Source organism: Ruegeria marina (assembly GCF_900101475.1).
Lineage (GTDB): Bacteria > Pseudomonadota > Alphaproteobacteria > Rhodobacterales > Rhodobacteraceae > Ruegeria_B > Ruegeria_B marina.
Genome location: NZ_FMZV01000004.1, coordinates 91,857 through 118,190 on the forward strand (window position 1 = coordinate 91,857; position 26,334 = coordinate 118,190).

Here is a 26,334-nt window from a genome sequence, read left to right on the forward strand (position 1 = left end):
ACCTGCGCGGGCATATTTGGTTTCCGTGTTGCCGACGGGCGGGAAACAAACGGGTCGAGTTCACCATGATCTGCCGGCCCCTGGAGATACAGGCTCGTTCTCTATTGAGAACAAAAAGTGAACAATTTATGCTTTCCCCCATGCCGACTCGGTTACTGTCTCACCGTTCCTCCGCCACTGGCGCGATCCCGACCCCTCACCCGGAGGTCCGGTTGCCGCTGGCCCGCGCGCACGAAGCCTGTGGGCCGGCCCGGCGCAGCTTTGCCCTGTGGCTGGCGGGGCAGATGCAGGGGCCGGTGCTGTGGCTTGCGCCGGCCTGGGGGGCCGATCGTCCGAATCCCGACGGCATGATCGCCTTTGCCGATCCGGGGCGGTTCATCTTTGTCCATCCGGTGCGCGCCGATGACCTGCTCTGGTGCATGGAGGAAGCGCTGCGCAGCGGTGCGGTACCGCTGGTGGTGGCCGATCTGCCAGGCCCACCTCCCCTGACACCAGTGCGCCGGTTGCATCTGGCCGCCGAACAGGGCGCAGCCTTGGGCGCTCCGCCGTTGGGCCTGCTGCTGACCCCGGGCGATGGCGGCGCGCCGGGGGTCGAGACCCGCTGGCACATGGCGCCTTCCCATCTCGGAGCGGCACGGCGCTGGCGGTTGACCCGCACACGCGCCCGCACCCTGCCGCCCCGGACCTGGCTGGCCGAACAGCGAAGTCCCCGCGCCGGGCTTGAACTGCGCCCCGTTCACGCCCCTGGCACCGGGTGCGGCGACGCAGAAATTGACACTGGTCAAACCCCCTGACCGGTTCTAGCGTGCCACAATGAGTCACCCGGTTCACGACAGCACCTATTCCTGGTTTCGCCTCGCCATCACGCTGGCCATCGCGGCAGTGTCCTCGGCAGGCATGTGGGCGGTGATCGTGGTTATGCCCGCAATCGAGGCGCAGTTCGGCACCGGCCGGGCCGCATCGTCGATGCCCTATACGCTGACGATGGTGGGATTTGCCTTCGGCAACATGTGGCTGGGGCGCCTGGTCGACCGGATGGGTGTGACCCGCGCCCTGGTCGGGGCAGCGCTGCTGTCGGCGCTCAGCTACCTGCTGGCTACCCTCGCGCCGACCATCCTGTTGCTTTCCATGGCACATCTGCTGATGGGCCTTGGCACCGCGATCGGCTTCGGCCCCCTGATGGCCGATATCTCGCACTGGTTCATGCGTCGGCGTGGCATCGCCGTGGCGGTCGTGGCCAGCGGTAACTATCTGGCCGGCGCGATCTGGCCTGCCCTGATGGCCGACGTTCTTGCCGGACGCGGCTGGCAGGCGGTGTACCTGTCGCTGGCCGCATTGACGCTCGCGGTCGTGATCCCGCTGTCGCTTGTCCTGCGCCGCAGACTTCCGGACGAGGCGCACCTGGCCGCCGCTGCCACCGCTCAGATCAATGCACGCAGCGTGGGGCTGTCCCCCCGGGCGCTGCAATACCTGCTGGGGGTGGCGGGCATCGGCTGTTGCGTGGCCATGTCGATGCCGCAGGTCCATATCGTATCCTATTGCGTCGGCCTCGGGTACGGACCGGCAGTCGGCGCCGAGATGCTGTCACTGATGCTGCTGGGCGGTATCGTCAGCCGCATCATCTCGGGCCTGGTTGCCGACCGGCTTGGAGGGCTCAGAACCCTGCTGATCGGTTCGGTGCTGCAATGCGCGGCCCTGTTCCTGTTCCTGCCCTATGACGGGATGGTGCCGCTTTACGTGATCAGCACGCTCTTTGGCCTCAGCCAGGGCGGCATCGTGCCCAGCTATGCGCTGGTCGTCCGCGAATACATGCCCCCGCGCGAAGCCGGCGCCCGGGTCGGGTTCGTGCTGATGATGACCATTCTCGGCATGGCGCTCGGCGGCTGGATGTCGGGCTGGATCTACGACCTGACGGCAAGCTACCAGTTGGCCTTCATCAACGGCATTGCATGGAACGGGCTCAACATCGCAATCGCGCTCTGGCTACTGTCGCGGTCCCGGCCCCGGACGCAGGCGGTGCCGGCCTGACAGGCTTCGGGTTCCGGGCAAGAAGGAGACCGTCCCATGCCCCTGCTCAACCGCCGCGACATGCTCGCCGCAGCCCTGCTGCTGTCGATGCTGCGGCCGGTCGCTGCGGCACCTGTCCGATATGTCCTGGACCAGAACCGGTCCGAGGTGGGATTCAGTTTCGATCTTGCCGGAACAAGGCTGCGCGGCACCATGCCGGTCGCACACGCCGAAGTGCTGGTCGATTTCTCGAACCTGAGCCGCAGCAGTGTCGACGTCACGCTCGACGTCGCCAAGGCCCGCGTGAGCCTGCCGCTGGCGCGTCGGACCATGCTGGGCCCCGATATCCTCTGGGCCGAGCGTTTCCCGGAAATACGCTTCGTTTCGGCCCGCATCCGGCTGGGACCCGACGGGCGCATTTCGGACGGCGCCGAGATCGTCGGGCACATGACCATCCGCGACACGACTCGCCCCGTGACCCTGCGGGCAGCACTCTACCGCCAGCCCGGAAGCGCGCCTGAGGATCTGGATTTACTCAATATCCGGCTGACAGGCAGCATCAGCCGCCGCGCCTTTGGGGCGTCCGGCCGCGCCGATATCGTACGGGATCGGGTCAACCTGGACATATCCGCCACGGTCCGGCGCGCGGAATGACAAAAGGGTCGAAATCGACCTCAAAACGTCGATAAATCAGAGGACACCTCTGCCCCATCCCATTACCAGCCGAAGTCATGCGCACGATCATTTCCTTTGCCGCCCTGTTCCTGTCCGTCATCCTGTTGCAACTGTCGACCGGTGGCGTCGGGCCTCTGGATGCGATCTCCGGCCTCACGCTGGGCTTTTCCAAGGCCGAGATCGGCCTTCTGGGGTCGGCGCATTTCTTCGGTTTCTTCATCGGCTGCTGGTGGGCGCCGCGCCTGATGGGAAATGTAGGACATTCCCGCGCCTTTGCGGCCTTCACCGCCCTGGGGGCGATGGGCCTGCTCGGACATACCCTGACCGAGAACCCCCATGCCTGGCTGCTGATGCGGATCGCATCGGGCATCTGCGTCGCCGGCTGCTACACCGTGATCGAGGCCTGGTTGAACGCCAAGCTGACCAACGAGATCCGCGGCCGGGCCATGGGCACCTACCGCATTGCGGATTCCGGCGCGTCCCTGTGCGCGCAGTTGATCATTGCAGTGCTACCGCCGGCCTCATACGTATCATACAATGTGCTGGCAATCCTGTGCTGCGCGGCGCTGCTGCCGCTGACGCTGACCAAGGCCAGCCAGCCCGAGACGCCGGACGCACCGCGCCTGCGCCCCGGACTGGCCTGGGCCTGCTCGCCGCTCGCGGTCGCGGGTGTGATCGTTGCGGCAGTCAGTTCCGCCGCCTTCCGGATGGTCGGCCCGGTCTACGGCCAGGAGGTTGGTCTGGCGGTAAACCAGATCGCCTTCTTCCTCGCCGCCTTTGTGCTGGGCGGGGTCGCAGCGCAATATCCGGTCGGCTGGCTGGCTGACAAATACGATCGCCGCTGGGTGCTGATCTGGGTGTCGGTCGCGGCGATGGGTGCATGCGGCGTGATCGCAGCCGCAGGCGGGACCGGCACGCTCGGTGTGATGCTGGCGGCGGGACTGTTCGGTTTTACCTCCTTCCCGATCTTCTCGATCTCGGCCGCACATGCCAACGACTTTGCCACCTCGGAACAACGGGTCGAGCTTTCGGCCGCCCTGATGTTCTGGTACGCGCTCGGCGCCATCGCCGCGCCCTATGCCGCCTCGACCCTGATCGAACAATTCGGACCGCCCGCGCTCTTTGGTCTGATCGCCACCGCGCATCTGTTCCTGATCGGCTTCGGTCTCGCCCGCATGCGCGCACGGCCTACGCCCGAGGATCGTACGAACTACGTGTTCTCGCCGCGCACCTCGTTCACCATCGGCCGCCTGCTGAAACGGTCTCGCGAGGAGAATTAGCGCGCCGCCCCGAAAAGGGGGATTTCTCCCCCTGCCCGCCTGCGTTAAAGGAACCCCACACGATTTGCGCGGAACGGGAAAATGGCACGAATTCTGATCACCTCGGCGATCCCCTATATCAACGGGATCAAGCACCTTGGCAATCTGGTGGGCTCGCAGCTGCCCGCCGATCTCTATGCACGCTATCAGCGTGGCCGGGGCAGCGAGGTGATGTTTCTCTGCGCCACCGATGAACATGGCACCCCCGCCGAACTGGCCGCCGCCAAGGCGGGCAAGCCGGTGGCGGAATACTGTGCCGAGATGCACGAGGTGCAGGCCGACATCGCCCGGCGCTTTGGCCTGAGCTTTGATCACTTTGGCCGCTCCTCCAGCCCGCAGAACCACAAGCTGACCCAGCATTTCGCAGGCAAGCTGGCCGAAAACGGCCTGATCCGCGAAGTGAGCGAACGCCAAGTCTATTCCAATGCCGACGGCCGCTTCCTGCCTGACCGCTATATCGAGGGCACCTGCCCGAACTGCGGCTATGACAAGGCGCGCGGCGACCAGTGCGAGAACTGCACCAAGCAGCTGGACCCGACCGACCTGATCGAGCCGCGCAGCGCCATTTCCGGCTCAACCGACCTGGAGGTACGCGAGACCAAGCACCTTTACCTGCGCCAGTCGGCGTTGAAGGATCAGCTGGACGCCTGGATCGACTCCAAAACCGACTGGCCGGTGCTGACGACCTCGATCGCCAAGAAATGGCTTCATGATGGTGACGGCTTGCAGGACCGCGGCATCACCCGCGACCTGGACTGGGGCATTCCTGTGAAGAAGGGTGACGAGGACTGGCCGGGCATGGAAGGCAAGGTCTTTTACGTCTGGTTCGACGCGCCGATCGAATACATCGCCTGCGCCGGCGAATGGGCCGAGGCGAACGGCAAGCCGGACGCGGATTGGGAGCGCTGGTGGCGCACCGACAAGGGCGCCGACGACGTTCGCTATGTGCAGTTCATGGGCAAGGACAACGTACCCTTCCATACGCTCAGCTTTCCGGCCACGCTGATCGGCTCGGGTGAGCCGTGGAAAATGGTCGATCACCTGAAATCCTTCAACTACCTGAACTATGACGGCGGCCAGTTTTCGACCAGCCAGGGCCGGGGCGTGTTCATGGACCAGGCGCTGGACATCCTGCCGGCCGACTACTGGCGCTGGTGGTTGCTGTCCCACGCCCCCGAGAACAGCGACAGCGAGTTCACCTGGGAGAATTTCCAGGCCAGCGTGAACAAGGACCTGGCCGACGTGCTGGGCAATTTCGTCAGCCGGATCACCAAGTTCTGCCGCTCGAAATTCGGCGAGCAAGTGCCTGCCGGCGGTGATTACGGCCCGCAGGAACAGGCACTGATCGCCGAGCTGACGACGCGGGTCCGCGCCTATGAAGCGCATATGGAGGCAATGGAAGTTCGCAAGTCGGCGCAGGAATTGCGCGCGATCTGGGCTGCAGGCAACGAATATCTGCAAAGCGCGGCGCCCTGGACCCTGTTCAAGACCGATCCCGTCCAGGCGGCGGCGCAGGTCCGGCTGGCTCTCAACCTGGTGCGTCTCTACGCGGTTCTTTCGGCGCCGTTCATTCCGGCCTCATCCGCGCGGATGCTGGAGGCGATGAATACGACCGACGATAGCTGGCCCGAGGACGTTCCGGCCGCGCTTGGGGTTCTCAAACCAGACCATGCTTTCACCGTGCCTGAAGTATTGTTTGCCAAGATCAGCGACGAAGACCGCGAAGGCTGGCAGCAGAAGTTCGCGGGTGTGCGGAACTGACCACGAAACAAGGTTTCATCGAAACCTTGTCTTCACGATTTGTCCCAAATTCCGATTCAGCGCCGCCCCCAGTGTGCTGGATTTCGGAATTCGTTCGAAATTCCAATACCCTGTCGGGCGAAGCACACCCACATCCCTGCCCTGCAACAGGCATGGCTTCCGGGCTGCCCTTACCCGATCACGTCGCCGATTGCCGCTGCCAGGCGCTCGGCGATCAGTGTCGCGTCGTCCTCGGCCATGACGAAGGGCGGCGCCAGCAGGACATGGTCGCCGTTGCGCCCGTCCCGCGTGCCGGGCATCGGATAGCAGATCAGGCCGCGCGCCATGGCGGCCTTCTTGATCTTTCCCGCCAGACCGAGAGCGGGATCGAACGGGGCCTTGCTCTCCCGGTCGGCCACCAACTCGACGCCCCAGAACAAGCCTCGTCCGCGAATATCGCCCACATTCGGATGCTGCCCCAGCACCTTGTGCAACTGACGCTCCATCGGAGACGCCAAGGCGCGCACCCGCGCCGGCAGATCGTGCTCCAACATCTCCCGGATCACCGCCAGCCCGGCGGCGGTCGCGACCGGATGTCCGATATAGGTATGACCATGCTGGAAGAAGCCCGACCCGCCCGCAATGGCGTCATAGATCGTTCCCGAGCACAGCATCGCACCGATCGGCTGATACCCTGCCCCCAGCCCCTTGGCAATTGTCACGATATCGGGCCTTACCCCCTCGCCCATGCAGGCAAAAAGATGCCCGGTGCGCCCCATGCCGCACATCACCTCGTCCAGGATCAGCAGGACACCATACTTGTCGCAGATCTCGCGAATGCGCGCGAAATAGCCCTCGACGGCAGGCACGGCGCCCAATGTGGCGCCCACCACCGGTTCGGCGATGAAGGCCATCACCGTTTCGGGACCCAGGCGCAGAATCTCGGCCTCCAGTTCGTTTGCCGCACGCTGTCCATAGTCGAGCAGGCTCTCGCCCTCTGCCCGTTCTGCGTATTCATAGCAGGGCGCGATGTGACTGACGCTGATCAGCAGAGGGTCGAACTGCCGCCGACGCCAGGCATTGCCGCCGGCCGCCAGAGCACCAAGCGTATTGCCGTGATAGCTCTGCCGCCGTGCGACCAGGTGCCGCCGCTCGGGCTGGCCGATTTCCAGGAAATACTGCCGTGCCAACTTGATCGCGGCCTCGACCGCCTCGGAACCGCCCGACACGAAATAGACCCGTTCGATCCCTTCCGGCGCATTGGCAATCAGCAGATCGGCCAGAGCCTCGGCCGGTTCGGACGTGAAAAACCCGGTATGAGCAAAGGCAAGCCGGTCCACCTGGTCCTTGATCGCCTGCCGCACACGGTCGTTCGAATGCCCCAGGCAGGACACCGCCGCGCCACCCGACGCATCGAAATAGCGTTTTCCGGAACTGTCGATCAGGTAGCACCCATCGCCCCCGACGGCGGTCGGCATCTGCGCGTGACAATGGCGGGGAAACACGTGGCTCATGCGGCTTGCCTTTCCAGGTGACACCGCAACGAGGCAACCGCTGCGGCATTGTTGGGCCAGAGGCTGCCGTCGGGCGACAGCAGATTGTTTTCAAATCCGACACGCAGGATCTCGGCTCCGTGGCGCGCCGCCGACAGCAGGCAGTCCTGTTCGGCGGGGCCAAAGGCGCAGACCGCGAGACGCAGGCCGGCAATCCGGGGCCGAAGCGCCTCCAGATCTCCCGGTGCGCCGGCACGTGGCGGATCATACGCGCCCAGCACGCAGATCACCTCGTCCTGATGCAAGGGAATGCTGCCATCGGCGCGGCCGCGCAACAGGATTTCCAGGTCTGCCCGGTCATAGACGATATGCTGGATTCGGGTCCCCTGATCCGCAGCCCGTGCATAGAGACGGGCAGCGATCAAAGGGTCGCGCGCGATTTCGCGCAGCGCGACACTCGCCCAGTCCGGGCGCAAGCGATGCAGGCAATCGAATTGCTGAGCCGGGCTGTAGAGTCCGGCCGCCTCGGTCGTGATCTGCACCGCCATGCCCGGCGCGACGCGGGCCAGTTCCGTCAGCGCCTCACGATAGCGGCCGGTATCGAGCGAATGGCGGCCCGCATCGTCACGCACATGCAAGTGCAGCGATGCCGCCCCGGCGTTGTAACAGGCCAGCGCCTCGCCAATCGTTTCATCCAGCGTCAGGGGCAGCCGGGCATGATCGGCCTTGCCGCGCCGCGCTCCGTTCGGTGCGACCATGATCATCGGGACTGTCATTGGAATTCCCTTGCTTTGGGAGCAAGGATAAGTCCGCCGCACGAACCGCACATGACCGGTTCCGCCACATCAGGTGATTGTTTCCGACATCGCCTTTCGTCGATCCTCCGAGGGCAGTAAACCGAAAAGCCGGCGGTAGCTGCGCGCGAAACCCGCGGGGCTGTAACCATGGTCCATCGCGATCTCGGTCAGGCTGCGGCGACCATCCCGCACTTCGGACCGCGCGTCCTGAAAACGCAATTCGAGATATAGCGCGCTGGGTGTTTTTCCGAACTCGCGCGCGAAAACCCTTTCCAACTGCCGTTCGGATACACCCTGTGCCCGGGCAATGGCGGTGATCGGCAAAGCAGGAAGCAGATTTGCCCGCATCAGGCGCAGCGCGGCAAAAGCGACGGGATGACGGGTCTCGAACCGCATCTCCAGCGCCCGTCGCTGCCGGACGCGCCCCCCACGCACCGCGTCGATCACAAGCCGTGCCGCGATCTCGTCAGCGATGTCGCCGCCCAGATCGCGGCGCAGCACAGTCAGCATCATGTCGCTGGCGGCACCGCCGCCGGCACAGGTCATGACATCGCCGTCCGACACGAAAAGCGAAGCGCTTACCTCGATCAGAGGGTGACGGTCGCGCAGGTAGGATACATCCTCCCAATGCGCCGCTACCCGCCTGTTGTTCAGAACACCAGACTGGGCCAGTCGTACCACGCCCGAGGAGATACCCCAGACAGGGTGCCCCTTACGCGCCCATCCACGAACAAGCGAGGCGAGCGCCGGTTCCTCGCTCTGGCTCGCGCGGACGCCGGCAACGACCACAATGACCGCGCGCGGCGGAACCTTTTTCACATCGGCATCGGGAATCACGCGGAACCCGTTCGAGGCTGCGACCGGATCGCCCGAGAGACTGGCCGCGCTATAGCTGTAGCCGGAGCCAGGACGCACCCGCTCGAGCAGTCGCAGGACCTCGACCGCAGACGAAAACGCCTGCATCGTGAAGCCGTCGTCGAGAACGAAAACGAAATGCCGGCCGGTCGCGGACCCGTTCATGGCGGCTTCCCTGGAAAGCGGTTCACAACGTTTTAGCTTGCGCATTCAGGATGCGAAAGCCCGCGCCCGCATCGGGCCACGGTTTGCTTGAGAGTTGGGACCTTTGGGGTCATTGTCGAAAACGAACCGGCCTGACTCGAACTGCGTGCCCGCGCTGCCACGACCGGCCCATGGCCGGAAAATTGAGACGAGGTATTTCATGCAAGACGATTACATCATTGTCAGAAACGTCGGCCCATATGCGATTACCAGAATATGGGTGGCGTCATTGGCGCTGGGGCTTGGTCTTGGGATTGCCTGTCCCGGTCATGCCCAATCGGCGGAACAACCCGCCCCCAAGGTCTCGATCGCGGCGGCCTACACGCAGGATATCACGCAAGAGGCCGTGTTCATCGGGCGCGCCGAAGCCATCGACAAGGTCGATATCGTGGCCAGGGTCAATGGCTTTCTTGAAGAACGGGCAGTCGAAGATGGCAGCATGGTCGCCGAAGGTGACGTTCTCTTCCGGATCGAACCGGACCTGTATCAAGCCACGCTCGAAGCCCGGAAGGCAGACCTCGACAAGGCCGAGGCGAGTCTGGAACTTGCACGCGTCGAACTTGCCCGAAAAGAGGAACTGCTGAGACGCGATGCCACTCCGGCATCGGAGGTGGACATTGCCCGCGCAAATGAACTGGTTGCCGAAGCCGCCGTGAAATCGGCCCAGGCGGCGATCCGGCAGGCCGAACTCGATCTCAGCTATACTGAAATCAGGGCTCCATTTCCGGGGCGGATGGGCCGGGTAACCACGTCCGAAGGCGATGTCGTGGGGCCCACCAACCCGCCTCTGGTCACGCTGGTCCGCGAAACGCCGATCTATGTCAGTTTCGCCCTGAACGAAAAACAGCTTGTCAACGTGCTCCAGGAACTGGGGGAAACGACCGACAGCCTTGCGGAGAGCGAACAAAGCCCCGACGTACATGTCAGACTGCCCAATGGTACAGATCTGGACGAGACCGGGCGTATCGTCTTCATCGACAACCGTATCGACCCGCTGACCGGCGCCATCATCCTGCGGGCCGAATTCGGCAACGACAGAAGGCTTCTGGTCGACGGGGCTTTCGTGCATGTGCGCATCTCGGCGCTCGAGCCAACCACCCGTGTCCTGATTCCGCAGGCCGCCCTTCAACGCGACCAGCGCGGCGAATTCGTTCTTGTCGTCAACGACAAGCAGATGGTGGAACAACGCTACATCACGACCGGCGACACGGTCGATAATGCGGTCATCGTGCTGGACGGGCTGCGGCAAGGCGAAAGCGTCATCATCGAAGGGCTTCAGCGCGTCCGGCCCGGCGTGGCCGTCGACGCCGTTATGGCCGCCGAACAGCCGAAGGATTAAGCCATGTTCTCGGCGCTTTTCATCAGCCGGCCCAAACTGGCCCTCGTCATTTCGCTTGTCCTGACCATCATGGGGGCCATCGGCTACATGGCCCTGCCGGTTGCGCAGTTCCCCGACATCACGCCGCCGGTGGTCAATGTCTCGGCCAACTACACTGGCGCCAATGCCGAAACGGTCGAGAACGCGGTGGCCGCCCCGATCGAGGCGCAGGTCAACGGCGTCGACGACATGCTTTACATGACGTCAAGCTCGGCCGATAACGGCTCGTATTCGCTGAGCGTGACATTCGAGGTCGGCACCGACCCGGACATCGCCTCGGTCAACGTGCAGAACCGGGTGGCGCAGGCGCTTTCGGCCCTGCCGGCCGAGGTGACGAATTCGGGCGTTGTGACCCAGAAATCCTCGACCAACATGCTGATGGTCGTCACGCTGACCTCGCCCAACGACACCTATGACAGCGTGTTCCTGTCGAACTATGCGTCGATCAACCTCAAGGACGCGCTGGCGCGGGTGCAGGGCGTGGGCAAGGCCGATGTGCTGACCGACCTGAAATATGCCATGCGCATGTGGATGGACGCCGACAAGATGGCGGCACTGGGGATCACCCCCGGCGACCTGATCGCCGCCATCCGGGAACAGAACCTCGAAGTGTCGGCGGGCCAGATCGGCGCACCCCCCGCGCCCGAAGGCCAGACATTCCAGTACACGATCAAGTCCAAGGGCCGCCTGAGTTCGGTGCAGGAGTTTGAAAACATAGTGGTGCGGACCGGCAGCGCCGGGGCGATTGTCCGGGTCGGGGATATCGCCCGTGTCGAATTGGGCGCCCAGTTCTATAACGCGTCCGGGTATTTCCAAGGTAAACCGGCGACGATCCTGGCGATCTACCAGGCGCCAGGGGCCAACGCACTGGCGGTGTCCGAACGTGTCACGGCCGAGCTGGAACGGCTCTCGCATGCCTTCCCCGCCGATGTCGAATACGAGATCCCGTTCAATACCACCGACTTCGTCGAACAGTCGCTGAATGACGTGGTCTCGACACTGATGCTGACCTTTGTTCTGGTGGTGTCGGTGGTGTTCGTCTTTCTCGGCAATTGGCGGGCCACGCTGATTCCGGCGATCGCGATCCCGGTATCGCTGATCGGCACCTTTGCATTCCTGCTCGCCTTTGGCATGTCGCTGAACACCATCAGCCTTTTCGCGCTGGTTCTTGCCATCGGCATCGTGGTCGACGACGCCATCGTGGTCGTCGAGAATGTCGAGCGCATCATCGCCGAAGAAGGTCTGAGCGCGCCCGAGGCGACCCGCAAGGCGATGGGCCAGATCACCGGCCCGGTCATCGCTACCACGCTGGTGCTGTTGGCGGTCTTTGTCCCGGTAACCTTCATGCCCGGCATTACCGGGCGTCTCTATTCGCAATTCGCCATCACCATTTCGACCGCGGTCGTGATCTCGTCGATCAACGCCCTGACGCTGTCACCAGCCCTTTGCGGTCTGGTGCTCAAGGCCCGCTCTGGCCCTCCCACGGGTCTTCTGGCCCTGTTCGAAAGCGTCATCGGAAAGACCCGCGACGGCTATGTCGCCATCGTGCGCAAGCTGTTGATCGTCCCCGTTGTCTCTTTGGGCATCATCGCGGCACTGGCGCTTGGAACAGGCACCCTGTTCAGCAACACCTCCAAGGGGTTCCTGCCGCTGGAGGACAACGGATATCTCTTTGTCGACGTGCAATTGCCGGACGCCGCCACGCTGGCGCGGACCGAGACGGTCACCGACCGGCTGAACGAACAGTTCCGGGCCATAGAGGGCGTCGCCAATACCGTTCTGGTCAACGGCTTCTCGATGCTGAACGGCGTGTCCCCCAGCGGCGCGATGATCATCGTCAACCTGAAGAACTGGAGCGAACGGCAAGAGGAGCACTTGAGTGCCAATGCGATCCTGAACCGGATCCTCGCCGTCGCCTGGGGCGAAAGCGCGGCCTCGATCGTGGCCTTCAACCCGCCGCCGATCCAGGGCCTGGGCATGTCGGCGGGCGTCGAGATGGAAGTGCAGCAGACCGGCGGCGGTTCGGCACAGGATCTGGCCGCGGCGGTGGGGTCACTGGTCTACGCCGCCAACCAGCGCCCCGAGATCGCGCAGAGCTACACCACCTTCCGCGCGAACGTGCCGCAGCTTTTCGTCGATCTCGACCGGGAAAAGGCCAAGACATTGCAGGTTTCCGTCGCCGAGGTCTTCCAAACCATGCAGGCGCATCTGGGCTCGTATTACGTCAACGACTTCAACCTGTTCGGGCGGGTCTACCGGGTGATGATCCAGGCCGAGGGCAGCTATCGCGACAAGGTCGAGGATATCGGCAACCTCTATGTCCGCTCGACCCAGGGCGAGATGGTACCGCTGGGCACGCTGGTCGATGTCGAGAACGTGTTGGGGCCTGTGCTGCTGAAACGGCACAACCTGTTCCGCTCGGCAACGGTGACGGCCGTGCCCGCGCCCGGACTGTCGACCGGCGACGCGATCCGGGTGATGACCGAGGAAACGGCAAACGCCCTGCCCCCCGGATATGCCTTTGAATGGACAGGCACCGCGCAGCAGCAACTGAGTTCGGGCGGCATGGTACAGGTGATCCTGGGGCTGGCGGTGCTGTTCGGCTACCTGTTCCTGGTCGGGCAATATGAAAGCTGGTCGATGCCGGTGTCGATCCTTCTGTCGGTGATCGTGGCCATGTTCGGCGCGGTGCTGGCGGTCGCTGTGGTCGGCTCGGACATCAATCTTTATACCCAGATCGGCATGATCATGCTGGTGGGCCTGGCGTCCAAGAACGGCATCCTGATCGTCGAATTCGCGATGGAACAACGCGCCAAGGGTCTGAGCATCCGGGAAGCCGCCGCCGAGGCCGCGCAACAGCGGTTTCGCGCCGTGATGATGACGGCCCTGTCCTTCCTGCTGGGGGTGGTGCCGCTGCTGACCGCCAACAGCGCCGGTGCCGCCAGCCAGAAGGCCATCGGAACCGCCGTCTTCGGAGGCATGCTGGCGGCGACGGTGGTCGGAGTCGTGGTGGTTCCCGTGCTTTATGCGGTGATGCAGGGCGCCCGGGAATGGGTGAAGGGCGGCAAGGATCCCGAACCGCCGACCGATAGACCGACACCTGCGGAATGATACCCGATGCCCCGCGGTCCGGCGGGGCATCCGCCACCGGAAAAGTGCTTCGAAAGTCCATGATCGACGTTTTGCGCCATCGCGCCTATCGCCATCTCTTTGCCGCGCAGGTGGTCGCGCTGACCGGAACCGGATTGACAACGGTTGCCTTGGGACTCCTCGCCTATGACCTTGCCGGCGATCGCGCCGGGATCGTCCTGGGAACGGCGCTGACCATCAAGATGCTGGCCTATGTCTTCTTGTCACCGGTTGCGGCGGCGCTGACCGAAGGACTCGACCGCCGAAAAGTGCTGGTGTCGTTGGACCTCGTGCGCGCGGCAACGGCACTCTGCCTCCCTTTCGTGACCGAGGTCTGGCAGGTGTATTCGCTGATCTTCGTGCTTCAGGCAGCTTCCGCCGGGTTTACCCCGGCCTTTCAGGCCACCATCCCGGTGCTCTTGCCAGAGGAAGACGAATACACCAAGGCCCTGTCCTTGTCCCGCCTTGCCTATGACATTGAAAGCCTTGCCAGCCCGGCGCTGGCGGCCGCCTTGCTCGGCCTGGTGACATTCGATGCGCTCTTCGTAGGCACCTGTCTCGGCTTTGTCGGCTCTGCGCTTCTGGTCCTGACCGTGGCACTGCCCCGCGACCCGACCCCGGAAAGGCGCAGTATCTGGGCGCGTACCACGCGCGGTCTGCGCCTCTACCTGGATGACCGGAACCTGCGCGGGCTTATGGCATTGAACGTGGCCGTGGCGATGCCCGGCGCGATGGTTCTGGTCAATACCGTGCTGCTGGTAAAGGCCGAATTGGGCGGCAGCGACCGCAACGTGGCCCTTGCGTTGGGGGCTTTCGGTGGAGGCTCGATGTTGATCGCCTTGCTCCTGCCGCGCCTTCTGACCCGACGCAACGACCGGACCGTCATGCTGGCGGGGGGGGCGCTGATGGCCGGCGCGGGGCTGGTGCTGGCGCTTGCCGGCCTGTCTCCTCCCTGGGGGTGGCCGGCACTCTTGGCGACCTGGACCGTGATCGGGGCCGGTTACTCCATGGCGCTGACCCCATCGGGGCGATTGTTGCGCCGCTCGTCCGGGTCGCCCAGTGATCTGCCGGCTCTTTTTGCGGCGCAATTCGCACTGTCACACGCTTGCTGGCTTGTCGCCTATCCTCTGGCGGGCTGGCTTGCCACAACCGCCGCGCCCGAGACCGCGCTGGCCGCGCTGTCCTTTCTGGGTGCATGTGGCGTGGTTTCAGCAGACCGGTTCTGGACCGACCGGAAGCGGCGACCAGACCCGTAACCTGCGTGTCTGCTGTCAGTTGCCCTGCTGCTGAGCCTCGATCTCACGCCACTTGGCGACGTTGCGGTTATGCTCTTCCAGCGTTTCCGCAAAGGCATGTCCACCCGTCCCATCGGCCACGAAGAACACGAAATTCGTTGCCTCGGGGTTGGCCGCCGCCTCAAGGCTTGCCTGGCCGGGGTTTGCAATGGGCGTCGGCGGCAGCCCGTCTATCACATATGTATTCCAAGGCGTTACCTTGCGAAGCTCACTCTGCCGCAGGCCGCGCCCCAGCACACCCTGCCCCTTGGTGACACCATAGATTACCGTCGGGTCGGTTTGCAGCCGCATGCCGCGCTCAAGCCGGTTGACAAAAACGCTTGCCACCTGGCCGCGCTCTTCGGGAACGCCGGTTTCCTTTTCGATGATCGAGGCCAGGATCAGCAGTTCCTCGCGTGTCTGGATCGGTAATCCATCTTGCCGAGACTCCCAGGCCGCATTGATCCTGAGCGTCTGCTTTTCCTGCATCTCCGCCAGCAAGGCAGCGCGATCCGCGCCTTTCTGCACCTCGTAGCTGTCCGGGGCAAGCATGCCTTCGGCAGGCAGTTGAGCGACCTCGCCCGACAGCACGTCCCAGGCTTTCAACCCCTCGACCACCTGCCAACTGGTGACACCTTCCGCCAGAGCCAGCCGGTAGCGCGTATCCCGCTGGTCGCGTTTCTCGGCATAGACTTCCGGCGCTTCGCCCGCTGTGGGATCGAACTCCACCAGCTCGACGAACTGCTCGGTTGCTGGGTCAAGTTCACGAACTTCGACCTGCAACTTGTTGACACCAACACGATAAATGATTTCTGTGCCGCAAGTGCTGGCGCCGCCGCGGGTGATCTGGTCGATGATCCCCTCCATCGAGGCGCCCTCCTTGACCAGATAGCTTCCCGCCTTGAGCTGCGCCGCCTTTTCGGAATACCGCGCCCCGATACGGAACAATGCTCCGCTGGTCACCGCGCCAGCGGCCTCCAGGTCGCGGCTGACACGGGTCATGTTCGACCCGCTTTTGACTTGCAGACAGATCGCGTTTTCCAAGGGGCCTTCCGCAACATATTGCGACTTGCCCCACAGGATCACTCCGGCAACCAGGAACAATGCCACCGCCAGAACGGTCAGCATGTTCGAGGCAAGAGCGCGCCACATCAGCCGACCTTTCCGAAGATCACGCTTGCGTTTGTACCGCCAAATCCAAAGGAGTTCGACAGGGCGATGTCGATCTTGCGCGCGCGCTTGGCGTTCGGCGCCAGATCGACCGGTGTTTCAACGGCCGGATTGTCCAGGTTGATCGTCGGCGGCGCCACCTGATCGCGGATCGCCAGGATCGAAAAGATCGCCTCGATCGCACCAGCAGCGCCCAACAGATGCCCGGTGGCCGATTTGGTCGAGGACATGGTGACATTGGCCGCGTGGTTGCCCAACAGCCGCTCCACCGCGCCCAGTTCGATGGTGTCGGCCATGGTCGAGGTGCCGTGCGCGTTGATGTAATCGAGATCCGACGGCTCCAACCCGGCGCTACGCAGCGCCGCCCGCATCGAGCGTTCGGCCCCATCGCCCGTCTCGGACGGCGCGGTGATGTGATAGGCGTCGCCCGACATGCCATAACCCAGCACCTCGGCATAGATCTTGGCACCGCGCGCCTTGGCGTGCTCGTATTCCTCCAGCACCACGATGCCCGCGCCCTCGCCCATCACGAACCCGTCGCGGTCGGCGTCATAGGGGCGGCTGGCAGCCTTGGGATTGTCGGCATATTTGGTCGACAGCGCCTTGCAGGCGTTGAACCCGGCGATGCCGATCTCGCAGATACAGGCCTCGCCTCCGCCCGCGACCATCACATCCGCGTCGCCGGCGCGGATGATCCGGCTGGCGTCACCGATCGCATGGGCACCGGTGGAACAGGCAGTCACCACCGAATGGTTCGGCCCCTTGAACCCGTGACGAATCGACACCTGGCCCGAGGCAAGGTTGATCAGCGCACCGGGAATGAAGAACGGCGACACCCGGCGGGGCCCCTTTTCCTTGATCAGGTTGGCAGTCTCGGCAATGGACCCGAGCCCACCGATGCCCGAACCGATCAGAACGCCGGTCCGCAGGCGGTCTTCTTCATCCTCGGGCAGCCAATTGGCATCCTTGCACGCCATCTCGGCGGCCGCGATGGAGTAGAGGATGAAATCCTCTATCTTGCGTTGCTCTTTCGGCGGCATCCAGTCGTCGGGGTTGAAGGTACCACCGGTGCCATCGCCGCGCGGAACTTCGCAGGCATAGGTCGTGGTTACGCCCGATGCGATCGCATCAAAGCGCGTGATGGGGCCCGCGCCCGATTGCCCCTCCAGCAGCCGGGACCAGGTTTCCTCGACCCCGCTGGCCAAAGGAGTGATCAGTCCCAGTCCGGTTACAACGACTCTGCGCATGAATTGCCTCTCGCCTTCTTGGTGTTCGAGAACCGCTCATACCCTGCCCTGCCCCATGTGGGCAAGAGCAAGGGTAACTTGCCCTTCAGCGAGAGGTTGCCGCCTGCCGCCCGATGAGACCAAGAACCGTGGTCAGCAACTGCGCGGCCAGTACCGCACCGGCGTCGTTCCGGTCGCTGGAGGGCATGAATTCCACGAGGTCGAACCCGGCGATCCGCGCCTTTTTCGCGACGCCACGGATCAGGCGCAGGGTCTGGCCATAGGTCAGCCCACCCGCCGTGGGCGCGATAACCGCCGGCATGATCGACGGGTCCAGCGCATCGCAATCGAAACAGATCACCACCTGCGTGCCGTGGGGGATCAGATCCAGCGCCCGGTCGATGCCATCGGCGTCCAGTTCATGCGCGGGTATCAGATGCGCTCCCCATGCCTGCGCGGCCTCCAGAGCATCCATCCGGGCCGAGCCGACACCGCGCGCACCGACCTGGATGATACGTTCCACATGCGCCATCTCGCTGGCCCGCCGCATGGTTGAGCTGAGGCCCCAGCGTTCGCCCTCGACCTCGTCGCGCCAGTCGATATGCGCGTCGATCTGAAGAATGGTGATCGGGCCGTGATCGGCGTAGGCAGCCAGCAGAGGTATGGGGACCGAGTCGTCGCCGCCCAGCAGGACCGGCACTGCGCCGGCCGAAAGGATGGCGCTGGTCATTGCCTCGATTCTTGCCCGGTTTCCGGGCGGGTCGGACGGGTCAACGGCGGCATCCCCGGCATCAACCGCCCGTACGCCACCAGGCAAGATGGGTCCGCCAAGGTCGAAGTTCACCTTGGCGGGGTCGCCGGCATAGGCGGCGCTGCCGGCCCGGATCGCTGCGGGACCGCCCGAACAATAGGCCCCGACCGACCGATAGGGCGTCGCGCAATCGGCGCCGAAGATGACGATATCGGCCTCCAGTGCACCGATATCGGCGCGCCGCAGCCCCAGAAAGCTGTCTGGCGCGCCGCAACCGCCGAACATGTCCTTCAGCCCAACCATCGAAACCTCCGTTTCCGTTTCCGGATCAGGGTTCCGCATCCCGGACCGACAGGCAAGCCCTATTGAAACGGCGCAACCGGTTCGTGCGAGTCGCTTGCGATCCGCAATGCCTCGTCCAGTTCCAGCGTCTTGTGGAACAGTGCACGACCGACCAGCGCCCCGGATATGTTGGGCACATAGGCAAGGCGCGAAATATCATCGACCGTCCGCACCACGCCGCTTGCGATGACCGGAGTCCGCGAATGTTCGGCCACGCGGGCAATCACGCTCAGCCGCGCGTCGACATCGCCGACGTCGCTGTCGATATCGGTCACCACTATTGCCGCGAAAGGAGTGCCTGCATAGGCATCGATAAACGCCTCGGGCGTATAGGCGCTCTGGCTGCTCCAGCCGTCCGTCATGACATATCCCTGCCAGATATCCACCGTCAGCACGATCTGGTCCGGGTGCCGCTTGGCCAGGTCCTTGACCATGGCCGGATCACGGGCAGCAAGCGTGCCGACCACGATCCGTCCCGCCCCCTTGTCGATCCAGTGCTCGATGCGTTCGCGAGACCGCATGCCGCCGGCCAGTTGCACCGGGATCTCCGCCTTGCGGATGATCTCTTCAACCAGCGCGTCGTTGCCTGTCTGGCCCGCGACCGCGTCCAGATCCGTCAGGTGCATCCATTCCGCCCCCGCCTTGGCCCAACGCTCGACCGTGGCGATCGGGTCGACATGCCAAAGCATGGGCGTTTCCATGCGCCCCCGATCGAGACTGACGCATCGACCTTTTTGCAATTCCATTGTCGGGTAGATGATCATGACCGCTCCTCCGCTGAAAGCCAACGAGAGCCATCATATCACAGCGCTTCGAGTCGAGTTCTGACCTGAATTCGGTGAAACGCCGACATTTCGCGACACGACGGCTAGAAGCGGTGTCCGGGCGGACCGTCCCGGCGCATCAGGACAACCTCCGAGCCGCCATATTCGGCCCTGCGCATCTCCTGATAGCCCAGGTTACGGGCCAGACCGATCGAGCGTTCGTTCCCCGCTGTGATCATCGCGACCAACCGCCCCGGAATCACGCGGTCAAACCAGTCATGTGCCGCCTGCACCGCTTCGCGGCCCAGCCCCTGGCCCTGCGCCTCGGGCGCCATGACCCATCCTGCCTCTGGATAGGGATCGAAGTCGTCTCCTAGCCCGCGGCTCGTGAAAAAGAACCCCGCCTGCCCTACCATCTGGCGGGTCTTCTGCATCACCACGCCCCACTGTCCGAAGCCCGTCATCTGCCAATGGCCCGCGTTGCGCAGAAAGGCCTCCCAGGATTCGCCACGGGTCTTCGGCCGTCCACCGATGAAACGCACGACATCGGGGTCGGCCCAGATACTTGCATAGCGATCGAAATCTTCCGGCCGCATGCCGGCCAGACGCAACCGCGCGGTGTTCAATATCGGGATGGATCGGATCATTTCGTGCCCGTCCTTTTTGCCTGCCTCACTCTCAAGGTGCAAAGACGCGCAGATTCTGGCAACCCGCGATCGGATCACGACGACGAAAAAGGCGCCTTCCTGCCGGAAGGCGCCTGGAAACCTGTCGGTTTTTACCGAAGATCAGGACGCTTCGGTGATGAACTTGACGGCGTCGCCGAAGGTCTGGATGGTTTCGGCCGCATCGTCCGGGATCTCGATGCCGAACTCTTCTTCAAAGGCCATGACCAGCTCGACGGTGTCGAGGCTGTCCGCGCCCAGATCGTCGATGAACGAGGCGTTCTCGGTCACTTTGTCTTCTTCGACACCCAGGTGCTCCACAACGATCTTCTTAACGCGATCTGCGACGTCGCTCATGTCAGTTCCTCATTCCTACGGGGCCGCTGGCCCAATTTTGCCCTTGCCCGCTCGGGGTGGCTTGGTTTTGCCCTGTCCGGGCGGTTCAGGTTCCGGGATGCCCCGGGTAAAGCAGAAGGCCGACCCCATCGACCGGCCCTCTTCAGGATGCGCCGCCTATAGCACAGACGGGCGCGTTGGCAAACGCTTTCGCATTTGACCCCCGCGGCGATCACAACATGGCCATACCGCCGTTCACATGCAAGGTGGCTCCGGTCACATAGGCGGCTTCCGGGCTGGACAGATACAGGACCGCCGCGGCGATTTCCTCGGGCGTCCCCATGCGGCCGGCGGGAACCTGCGCCAGGAGGCCGGTTTTCTGATCCTCGGTCAGCTTGTCGGTCATCGCCGTGGTGATGAAACCCGGCGCCACTGCGTTGACGGTGATTCCCCGGCTCGCCACCTCGTAGGCCAGCGCCTTGGACATGCCGATGACCCCGGCCTTGGAGGCGGCATAGTTGCCCTGCCCCGGATTGCCGATGGCGCCGACCACCGAAGAGATGTTCACGATCCGGCCCCAGCGCGCCTTCATCATGCCGCGCAGGACACCTTTGCACAGTTTCATCGTCGCGGTCAGGTTGACGTCGATCACACTCTGCCATTCGTCGTCCGACATCCGCATGAACAGGTTGTCGCGGGTGATGCCGGCGTTGTTCACCAGAATGTCGACCGACCCCATCACCTCGGCGGCCTGCTTTGGCAGGGCCTCGACCGCGGCCGGGTCGCTCAGGTTGCACGGCAGTACATGGGCGCGTTCCCCCAATTCCTCCGCCAGCGCCTGAAGCGGCTCTACCCGTGTCCCCGACAGCGCCACGGTTGCGCCCGCTTGATGCAGGGCCCGCGCAATCGCACCGCCGATACCGCCCGAAGCTCCGGTGACAAGTGCGTTCTTTCCGGTCAAATCAAACATCAAATCCATCCTTTCCTGCCCGGCCAACCGGCCGCGGCTTGCCTTTTTGGGGTAACTCAGGCGGTTTCCGCCAGCGCCTTTTGCAAATCCTCGGGTGAGCCGACGGCTTTGCAGACGATATCGCGCTCGATCTTGCGCACCATGCCCGACAGGGCCTTGCCGGCGCCGATCTCCCATATCTCGGTCACGCCTTGCGCGGCCATGTACTGCACGCTTTCGCGCCAGCGCACCGATCCGGTCACCTGTTCGACCAGCAACTGCCGGATCAGGTCGGGGTCGCTCACCGCCTCGGCGCGCACGTTGGCCACCAGCGGCACCGCCGGCGCCTTGATCTCGACCGCGGCAAGCGCCTCGGCCATCACATCGGCAGCAGGTTGCATCAGGGCGCAGTGAAAGGGCGCGCTGACCGGCAGCATGATCGCGCGCTTGGCGCCCTTGGCCTTGGCAATCTCGGCGGCGCGCTCGACGGCGGCCTTGGCGCCCGAGACCACGACCTGCGTCGGGTCGTTGTCATTGGCGGCCTGGCAGACCTCGCCCCGCGCGGCCTCGGCGGCAACCTCGCGCACCGCTTCCAGGTCCAGCCCCAGGATCGCGGCCATAGCACCCACGCCCACCGGAACCGCGCTTTGCATCGCCTGCCCACGGGTGCGCAGCAGGCGCGCGGTGTCGGCGACACTCAGTGCCCCGGCGGCGGCCAGCGCCGAATATTCGCCCAGCGAATGACCGGCGACAAAGGCTGCCCTGGTGATCGCCACGCCCTCGGATTCAAGCGCGCGCATCGCAGCCATCGAAGTTGCCATCAAGGCGGGCTGGGCATTCTGCGTCAGCGTCAGCGTCTCGATATCGCCCTCCCAGATGAGCGCGCTCAGTTTTTCCCCCAACGCGGCATCCACCTCATCGAATACAGCCCTGGCTGCGGGATAGGCATCGGCCAGCGCCTTGCCCATGCCAATGGTCTGGGCGCCCTGCCCCGGAAACACGAATGCTGCGGTCATTTCTGTCCCTTCGCTCTCTTGATCGTTAACGCCGGGTGTAGCCGCCCGCCCGGCAGCGCACAAGCTCTGCATACCAACACGGAGGATGTGCGGTCGCGCATATTGTCCGTTCCGAGCGGGCAGTTAGGTTCAGGCCATCCCCTGCAAACCGGTAACAGAGATGCAACTTTCCAACACAGACCGCCGTTATGGCGGCGTCACCAAGACATTTCACTGGCTCACCGCCCTTCTGATTCTCACCGTCATCCCTGTCGGTTGGGTCGCCAATGATCTGGCGCACGAAGTGACCGACCCCACGATCTCCAGCACCGAGGCTGATATCGCGCGCGCCGCCTGGCTCTTTTCGCTGCACAAGACATTGGGGGTCTGCATCTTCTTCGTGGCGGTGGCCCGCATTCTCTGGGCAGTGACGCAAACCAGACCCGGCCTGCTCAATGCGCACAAACGGGCCGAGGCGCTGGCTGCCGAAACCGTACACTGGCTGCTCTACGGGTCGCTCGTCATGGTGCCCCTCAGTGGCTGGATTCACCATGCCGCGACCGAGGGGTTCGCCCCGATCTGGTGGCCCTTCGGCCAGTCGCTGCCGCTGGTCCCCAGGACCCCGGCACTGGCCGAATTGACGGCCGGGTTGCACCAGGTGCTGCAATGGGTCCTGGTGATTTCTCTGGCCCTGCATGTTGCCGGGGCGTTGAAGCATCATTTCGTCGATCGCGACCAGACCCTGCGGCGGATGCTGCCCGGACGCGACACGCCATCACAACCGCCCGCGCAAACGCATTCCCGGACACCCCTTTTCGCCGCCCTTGTCATCTGGGGCCTGGCGCTTGGTGGCGGTGCATGGCTGGGCATGTTCGACCGGCAAGTCGGACAGGAAGCTTCTCGGAACATGCCTTTGCGGGCGGTCGCCTCCGACTGGACGGTAACCGAAGGCACACTTGCCATTACGGTGACTCAGCTCGGCAGCCCGGTCAGCGGCGCCTTCTCGGACTGGACCGCCGCCATCCGGTTCGAAGAACCCGAGACACCCGGCCCCGCAGGAGACGTCTCTGTCACCATAGCCATCGGCTCGCTCGCATTGGGATCGGTGACAGCCCACGCCATGGGACCGGACTTCTTCGATGCCTCGGTCTTTCCCACCGCCGAGTTCCTTGCCGATCTCTACCGGACCGAAACCGGATACGAGGCGCGCGGCACGCTCACCCTGCGTGGTACCACCATCGACGTCACGCTGCCATTCGATCTCGAGCTCGACGGCTCCACCGCCCGGATGAGCGGAACCGTCACCCTGAACCGGCTCGATTTCGGGATCGGCGGCAACATGCCCGACGAAAGTTCGCTGAAGTTTCCGGTTGAGGTGTCGGTGAACCTGACCGCCACGCGATAGGCCACAACACGGCACACATGAAAAAGGGCCCTGAAACGAGGGCCCTTTTTGCATCTGCGATGTTGGGCGGGTCAGGAGCCGCCGGCCTCGGCCTGCATCGCCTCGACCGAAATGCGGATCTCGACCTCGTCGCTCACATAGGGTGCGAACATGCCCAGATTGAAGTCTGACCGGACAACGGTCGTGGTCGCATCGAAGCCTGCCCAGGGCTTGCCCTCCATCGGATGATCGCCCATCTGGTTCAGCCTGGCGTCCAGAACGACGGGTTTGGTCACTCCGTTCATGGTCAGATCACCGATGATCTTCGCCGTATTCTCGCCAGTCACTTCGATTGCAGTCGAGGCAAAGGTGATCATGTCGCCTTCCTTGGCGCCGAAGAAATCACCCGAGAAGAAATGCGCCTCGCGCTGTTCCCAACCGGTGAACATCGACAGAACCGGCATCGAAACCGTCACCGACGAGGCCGCGGGATCTTTTTGATCGAACATGATCTCGCCCTCGAAGCCCGAGAACATGCCCGTGGTGGTCGAGAAACCGAGGTGGTTATAGGAAAAGACCACCTGGCTGTGGCTGGCGTCCAACAGATATTTCTGCGGCGCAGCCAGAACGGAAGTGGCGGATGCTGCGACCAGCGCGGCGGCGAGAAGGGAGGATTTCATTCGGAGCTCCATGTCTGCATTTGCGGGTTCAGGCCGAACGCTGTGTTCGCCTTGGCCAGGGACATGGGGCAGTCGGGGAAGTCGGACAATTCGCCATTGGCTCACAGGTTCTGTGAGCCAATGAACACAAGTCGGATCAGACGGAGATGTTCACCAGCCCGCTCAGTTGCATGCGCAGCGCATGCCGGATTTCTGCGGATTCGATGGGCAGGCGCATCAGGATAGTGCCATCCACATCGCAGATTTCCAGATAGTGTTCGTTGAACCGGGCACTGCCAAGACTGTCATAGCTGCGCCGCAGCACGGTTTGGGGACGCCCGCGATTGTTCTTCTGCAGAACCCGGAGCTCGCGCCGGATCGGGTCGAAATAGGCGTCCGGCTGGTTGTCCTGGTGGTGGATCATCAGAAGCGCGAGACCGCTGAAGAAGAAGAACAGCGAAACGCCCAGTTTCATCAACGCGGTTTCTGCGCTGAGGTTGGATCCGGGCATGAACCACATCGCAGCGGCGCCGATCACCAAGGCCGTTCCGAGAACCCGGAAGATCACGGTCCTCAGGGGCCAGTTCGGCGCGAAGGAGATCATGAGCGGCACCGACTCCTCAAAGGACGGCAACGGCATCCGGTTACGAAGTGCTTGTTGTTGTGCCACTTGCATCTCGTGTTACTCTCCTCGAGCGAATGACCTTCCGGCTCCCGACCGGCAAGATGAAATCTCGGCAAACAATGCGACGGGAATGCGGCGGGCTCGGGGTAATTGAGCGGCGCCCGACCAATTGCAATCAGAGGGTGTGAGGTGATGCAGGGGCTTGTTCCCGCCGCTCAGCCGTGTATATGGGGCCATCCTTTCGCAACGACTTTCGAACCGCGCAGTCTCTCGTGGCAGGGCCGCGAAAGGACAGATGGCCCCGCCTATGAAATGCGCCTTGATAGAAACAGGAGATAACATGGCGCTCTACGAGCATGTCATGATCGCGCGTCAGGATCTGTCCAACGCGCAGGCCGAAGGCCTCATCGAACATTTTGGTGCCGTACTGGCCGACAATGGCGGCAAGCTGGTCGACAGCGAGTACTGGGGCGTCAAGACGATGGCCTACAAGATCAACAAGAACCGCAAGGGCCACTATGCCTTCCTGCGTTCGGATGCCCCGTCGGCTGCCGTGCAGGAAATGGAGCGCCTGATGCGCCTGCACGAGGACGTCATGCGTGTTCTGACCATCAAGGTCGATGCGCACGAGGAAGGCCCCTCGGTCCAGATGCAGAAGCGCGACGAGCGCGAACCGCGCCGCGAGCGCCGCGCGTAACCTCGGGAAAGGAGACTAAATCATGGCTGCAAAACCGTTTTTCCGCCGCCGCAAGGTCTGCCCCTTCTCGGGTGACGACGCGCCGAAAATCGACTACAAGGACACCAAGCTGCTCCAGCGCTACATTTCCGAGCGCGGCAAGATCGTGCCCTCGCGCATTACCGCCGTTTCGGCCAAGAAGCAGCGTGAACTGGCCCGCGCCATCAAGCGCGCCCGCTTCCTCGCCCTGCTGCCTTATGCCGTGAAGTAAGGAGATAGGCACATGCAAGTTATCCTTCTGGAACGTGTGGCCAAGCTGGGCCAGATGGGCGAAGTCGTCGACGTACGCCCCGGCTACGCCCGCAACTTCCTGCTGCCGCAGGGCAAGGCGCTGACCGCGTCCGCCGCCAACGTGGCTGCTTTCGAAGCGCAGAAAGCGCAACTCGAAGCGCGCAACCTGGAAACCAAGCAAGAGGCCGAAGCTCTGGCCGGGAAGCTCGACGGTCAGCAGTTCGTCGTGATTCGCTCGGCATCGGACGCTGGCGCGCTTTATGGTTCGGTCACCCCCCGTGACGCAGCCGACGCCGCCACCGAGGCCGGTTTCTCGCTGGACAAGAAACAGGTCGCCCTGCTCGCCCCGATCAAGGAACTGGGCCTGCACACCGTGGCCGTCCGTCTGCACCCCGAAGTCGAGGTCAGCATCGAACTGAACGTCGCCCGTTCGGCCGAAGAAGCCGAACTGCAGGCTTCGGGCAAGTCGATCCAGGAACTGGCCGCAGAAGAGGAAGCCGCCGCCGAGTTCGAGATCTCCGAACTGTTCGACGACATCGGTGGCGCAGCCTCCGACGACGACACACCGGCATCCGGCGACAAAGCCTGAGACGCTGCGTCTCGGTGATCTACGGGCCGCTCCTCACGGGG

The 26,334-nt window shown here is 63.8% G+C and carries 25 protein-coding genes; 12 read left to right on the forward strand and 13 right to left on the reverse strand.

What is annotated here, in order from left to right:
* The first annotated feature begins 140 nt into the window (after nt 1-140).
* The 5 genes from BLT75_RS07145 (at nt 141) to metG (ending at nt 5,762) form a co-directional block, all read left to right on the forward strand.
* Nucleotides 141-794 (forward strand): ImuA family protein, encoded by a 654-nt coding sequence (locus BLT75_RS07145; protein ID WP_425441125.1) that lies wholly within the window; start codon nt 141-143, stop codon nt 792-794.
* Between the two features lie 19 nt (nt 795-813).
* Nucleotides 814-2,028, forward strand: coding sequence for an MFS transporter (locus BLT75_RS07150; RefSeq protein WP_093029248.1), 1,215 nt, complete (start codon nt 814-816; stop codon nt 2,026-2,028).
* A 36-nt stretch (nt 2,029-2,064) separates the two neighbouring features.
* Complete coding sequence (locus BLT75_RS07155) at nt 2,065-2,661, forward strand: YceI family protein (RefSeq protein WP_093029250.1); 597 nt, start codon at nt 2,065-2,067, stop codon at nt 2,659-2,661.
* Nucleotides 2,662-2,738: 77 nt separating this feature from the next.
* Entirely contained in the window at nt 2,739-3,962 is a 1,224-nt protein-coding gene (locus BLT75_RS07160; RefSeq protein WP_093029252.1) for an MFS transporter, read from the forward strand.
* 81 nt (nt 3,963-4,043) lie between these two features.
* Nucleotides 4,044-5,762, forward strand: coding sequence for a methionine--tRNA ligase (metG, locus tag BLT75_RS07165; RefSeq protein WP_093029255.1), 1,719 nt, complete (start codon nt 4,044-4,046; stop codon nt 5,760-5,762).
* Between the two features lie 170 nt (nt 5,763-5,932).
* Here metG and BLT75_RS07170 read toward each other — a convergent pair whose 3' ends face one another.
* From BLT75_RS07170 to BLT75_RS07180, 3 genes are all read right to left on the reverse strand, one after another.
* Complete coding sequence (locus BLT75_RS07170) at nt 5,933-7,255, reverse strand: aspartate aminotransferase family protein (protein ID WP_093029257.1); 1,323 nt, start codon at nt 7,253-7,255, stop codon at nt 5,933-5,935.
* Nucleotides 7,252-8,010 (reverse strand): beta-keto acid cleavage family enzyme, encoded by a 759-nt coding sequence (locus BLT75_RS07175; RefSeq protein WP_093029259.1) that lies wholly within the window; start codon nt 8,008-8,010, stop codon nt 7,252-7,254. Before BLT75_RS07175 ends, BLT75_RS07170 begins: the two co-directional genes overlap by 4 nt.
* Before the next feature lie 69 nt (nt 8,011-8,079).
* A complete protein-coding gene (locus BLT75_RS07180; protein ID WP_176827874.1) occupies nt 8,080-9,051 on the reverse strand; it encodes a GlxA family transcriptional regulator in 972 nt (323 codons plus the stop codon).
* Nucleotides 9,052-9,250: 199 nt separating this feature from the next.
* Here BLT75_RS07180 and BLT75_RS07185 point away from each other — a divergent pair, with 199 nt between their 5' ends.
* The 3 genes from BLT75_RS07185 to BLT75_RS07195 are packed head-to-tail and all read left to right on the forward strand — an operon-like array spanning nt 9,251 to nt 14,853.
* Nucleotides 9,251-10,429 carry an efflux RND transporter periplasmic adaptor subunit gene (locus tag BLT75_RS07185; protein ID WP_093029263.1) on the forward strand — a complete coding sequence of 393 codons (1,179 nt, stop codon included), beginning with the start codon at nt 9,251-9,253 and terminating at the stop codon, nt 10,427-10,429.
* A gap of 3 nt (nt 10,430-10,432) precedes the next feature.
* Nucleotides 10,433-13,579, forward strand: coding sequence for an efflux RND transporter permease subunit (locus BLT75_RS07190; protein WP_093029265.1), 3,147 nt, complete (start codon nt 10,433-10,435; stop codon nt 13,577-13,579).
* A 59-nt stretch (nt 13,580-13,638) separates the two neighbouring features.
* Entirely contained in the window at nt 13,639-14,853 is a 1,215-nt protein-coding gene (locus tag BLT75_RS07195; RefSeq protein WP_093029267.1) for an MFS transporter, read from the forward strand.
* Between the two features lie 15 nt (nt 14,854-14,868).
* Here the strand turns inward: BLT75_RS07195 and mltG are convergent, their stop codons facing one another.
* The 8 genes from mltG to fabD form a co-directional block, all read right to left on the reverse strand.
* Nucleotides 14,869-16,023: an endolytic transglycosylase MltG gene (mltG, locus tag BLT75_RS07200; protein WP_093029269.1), complete on the reverse strand. Its 1,155-nt coding sequence runs from the start codon at nt 16,021-16,023 to the stop codon at nt 14,869-14,871.
* Nucleotides 16,023-17,288 (reverse strand): beta-ketoacyl-ACP synthase II, encoded by a 1,266-nt coding sequence (gene fabF / locus BLT75_RS07205; RefSeq protein WP_093029271.1) that lies wholly within the window; start codon nt 17,286-17,288, stop codon nt 16,023-16,025. Before fabF ends, mltG begins: the two co-directional genes overlap by 1 nt.
* Before the next feature lie 85 nt (nt 17,289-17,373).
* Nucleotides 17,374-18,321, reverse strand: a complete 948-nt coding sequence (locus BLT75_RS07210) for an arginase family protein (RefSeq protein ID WP_093029688.1) — start codon at nt 18,319-18,321, stop codon at nt 17,374-17,376.
* 59 nt (nt 18,322-18,380) lie between these two features.
* Complete coding sequence (locus tag BLT75_RS07215; RefSeq protein WP_093029273.1) at nt 18,381-19,124, reverse strand: 1-(5-phosphoribosyl)-5-[(5-phosphoribosylamino)methylideneamino] imidazole-4-carboxamide isomerase; 744 nt, start codon at nt 19,122-19,124, stop codon at nt 18,381-18,383.
* A 104-nt stretch (nt 19,125-19,228) separates the two neighbouring features.
* A complete protein-coding gene (locus tag BLT75_RS07220) occupies nt 19,229-19,771 on the reverse strand; it encodes a GNAT family N-acetyltransferase (RefSeq protein WP_093029275.1) in 543 nt (180 codons plus the stop codon).
* 141 nt (nt 19,772-19,912) lie between these two features.
* Nucleotides 19,913-20,146, reverse strand: coding sequence for an acyl carrier protein (locus tag BLT75_RS07225; protein ID WP_028091986.1), 234 nt, complete (start codon nt 20,144-20,146; stop codon nt 19,913-19,915).
* A gap of 211 nt (nt 20,147-20,357) precedes the next feature.
* Complete coding sequence (gene fabG / locus BLT75_RS07230) at nt 20,358-21,095, reverse strand: 3-oxoacyl-ACP reductase FabG (RefSeq protein WP_093029689.1); 738 nt, start codon at nt 21,093-21,095, stop codon at nt 20,358-20,360.
* A gap of 56 nt (nt 21,096-21,151) precedes the next feature.
* Nucleotides 21,152-22,090 carry an ACP S-malonyltransferase gene (fabD, locus tag BLT75_RS07235; RefSeq protein WP_093029277.1) on the reverse strand — a complete coding sequence of 313 codons (939 nt, stop codon included), beginning with the start codon at nt 22,088-22,090 and terminating at the stop codon, nt 21,152-21,154.
* A 160-nt stretch (nt 22,091-22,250) separates the two neighbouring features.
* On the opposite strand from fabD, the gene BLT75_RS07240 reads away from it, so the two are divergent.
* On the forward strand, nt 22,251-23,474 hold the full coding sequence (locus BLT75_RS07240; protein ID WP_093029279.1) for a cytochrome b/b6 domain-containing protein: 1,224 nt from the start codon (nt 22,251-22,253) through the stop codon (nt 23,472-23,474).
* A 71-nt stretch (nt 23,475-23,545) separates the two neighbouring features.
* Here BLT75_RS07240 and BLT75_RS07245 read toward each other — a convergent pair whose 3' ends face one another.
* A complete protein-coding gene (locus BLT75_RS07245) occupies nt 23,546-24,133 on the reverse strand; it encodes a YceI family protein (RefSeq protein ID WP_093029281.1) in 588 nt (195 codons plus the stop codon).
* A gap of 136 nt (nt 24,134-24,269) precedes the next feature.
* On the reverse strand, nt 24,270-24,782 hold the full coding sequence (locus BLT75_RS07250) for a hypothetical protein (RefSeq protein ID WP_245706409.1): 513 nt from the start codon (nt 24,780-24,782) through the stop codon (nt 24,270-24,272).
* Nucleotides 24,783-25,077: 295 nt separating this feature from the next.
* Between BLT75_RS07250 and rpsF the strand changes: the two genes are divergently transcribed.
* From rpsF to rplI, 3 genes are read left to right on the forward strand one after another with little or no spacing between them, the layout of a single operon-like run.
* Nucleotides 25,078-25,434 carry a 30S ribosomal protein S6 gene (rpsF, locus tag BLT75_RS07255; RefSeq protein ID WP_093029285.1) on the forward strand — a complete coding sequence of 119 codons (357 nt, stop codon included), beginning with the start codon at nt 25,078-25,080 and terminating at the stop codon, nt 25,432-25,434.
* 22 nt (nt 25,435-25,456) lie between these two features.
* Nucleotides 25,457-25,684: a 30S ribosomal protein S18 gene (gene rpsR, locus BLT75_RS07260; protein ID WP_093029287.1), complete on the forward strand. Its 228-nt coding sequence runs from the start codon at nt 25,457-25,459 to the stop codon at nt 25,682-25,684.
* Nucleotides 25,685-25,696: 12 nt separating this feature from the next.
* Entirely contained in the window at nt 25,697-26,293 is a 597-nt protein-coding gene (rplI, locus tag BLT75_RS07265; protein WP_093029289.1) for a 50S ribosomal protein L9, read from the forward strand.
* Nucleotides 26,294-26,334: the final 41 nt, after the last annotated feature.

Excerpts from the sequence above, each read along its gene's own strand:
- BLT75_RS07220 (WP_093029275.1), bottom strand. The coding sequence starts at position 19,771 with ATGATCCGATCCATCCCGATATTGAACACCGCGCGGTTGCGTCTGGCC.
- fabD (WP_093029277.1), bottom strand. The coding sequence starts at position 22,090 with ATGACCGCAGCATTCGTGTTTCCGGGGCAGGGCGCCCAGACCATTGGC.
- BLT75_RS07190 (WP_093029265.1), top strand. The coding sequence starts at position 10,433 with ATGTTCTCGGCGCTTTTCATCAGCCGGCCCAAACTGGCCCTCGTCATT.
- BLT75_RS07245 (WP_093029281.1), bottom strand. The coding sequence starts at position 24,133 with ATGAAATCCTCCCTTCTCGCCGCCGCGCTGGTCGCAGCATCCGCCACT.
- mltG (WP_093029269.1), bottom strand. The coding sequence starts at position 16,023 with ATGTGGCGCGCTCTTGCCTCGAACATGCTGACCGTTCTGGCGGTGGCA.
- BLT75_RS07195 (WP_093029267.1), top strand. The coding sequence starts at position 13,639 with ATGATCGACGTTTTGCGCCATCGCGCCTATCGCCATCTCTTTGCCGCG.
- BLT75_RS07210 (WP_093029688.1), bottom strand. The coding sequence starts at position 18,321 with ATGGTTGGGCTGAAGGACATGTTCGGCGGTTGCGGCGCGCCAGACAGC.
- fabG (WP_093029689.1), bottom strand. The coding sequence starts at position 21,095 with ATGTTTGATTTGACCGGAAAGAACGCACTTGTCACCGGAGCTTCGGGC.
- rplI (WP_093029289.1), top strand. The coding sequence starts at position 25,697 with ATGCAAGTTATCCTTCTGGAACGTGTGGCCAAGCTGGGCCAGATGGGC.
- BLT75_RS07180 (WP_176827874.1), bottom strand. The coding sequence starts at position 9,051 with ATGAACGGGTCCGCGACCGGCCGGCATTTCGTTTTCGTTCTCGACGAC.
- BLT75_RS07155 (WP_093029250.1), top strand. The coding sequence starts at position 2,065 with ATGCCCCTGCTCAACCGCCGCGACATGCTCGCCGCAGCCCTGCTGCTG.
- BLT75_RS07240 (WP_093029279.1), top strand. The coding sequence starts at position 22,251 with ATGCAACTTTCCAACACAGACCGCCGTTATGGCGGCGTCACCAAGACA.
- rpsR (WP_093029287.1), top strand. The coding sequence starts at position 25,457 with ATGGCTGCAAAACCGTTTTTCCGCCGCCGCAAGGTCTGCCCCTTCTCG.
- BLT75_RS07150 (WP_093029248.1), top strand. The coding sequence starts at position 814 with ATGAGTCACCCGGTTCACGACAGCACCTATTCCTGGTTTCGCCTCGCC.
- BLT75_RS07145 (WP_425441125.1), top strand. The coding sequence starts at position 141 with ATGCCGACTCGGTTACTGTCTCACCGTTCCTCCGCCACTGGCGCGATC.
- BLT75_RS07160 (WP_093029252.1), top strand. The coding sequence starts at position 2,739 with ATGCGCACGATCATTTCCTTTGCCGCCCTGTTCCTGTCCGTCATCCTG.
- metG (WP_093029255.1), top strand. The coding sequence starts at position 4,044 with ATGGCACGAATTCTGATCACCTCGGCGATCCCCTATATCAACGGGATC.
- BLT75_RS07185 (WP_093029263.1), top strand. The coding sequence starts at position 9,251 with ATGCAAGACGATTACATCATTGTCAGAAACGTCGGCCCATATGCGATT.
- BLT75_RS07175 (WP_093029259.1), bottom strand. The coding sequence starts at position 8,010 with ATGACAGTCCCGATGATCATGGTCGCACCGAACGGAGCGCGGCGCGGC.
- BLT75_RS07225 (WP_028091986.1), bottom strand. The coding sequence starts at position 20,146 with ATGAGCGACGTCGCAGATCGCGTTAAGAAGATCGTTGTGGAGCACCTG.
- BLT75_RS07170 (WP_093029257.1), bottom strand. The coding sequence starts at position 7,255 with ATGAGCCACGTGTTTCCCCGCCATTGTCACGCGCAGATGCCGACCGCC.
- BLT75_RS07215 (WP_093029273.1), bottom strand. The coding sequence starts at position 19,124 with ATGATCATCTACCCGACAATGGAATTGCAAAAAGGTCGATGCGTCAGT.
- fabF (WP_093029271.1), bottom strand. The coding sequence starts at position 17,288 with ATGCGCAGAGTCGTTGTAACCGGACTGGGACTGATCACTCCTTTGGCC.
- rpsF (WP_093029285.1), top strand. The coding sequence starts at position 25,078 with ATGGCGCTCTACGAGCATGTCATGATCGCGCGTCAGGATCTGTCCAAC.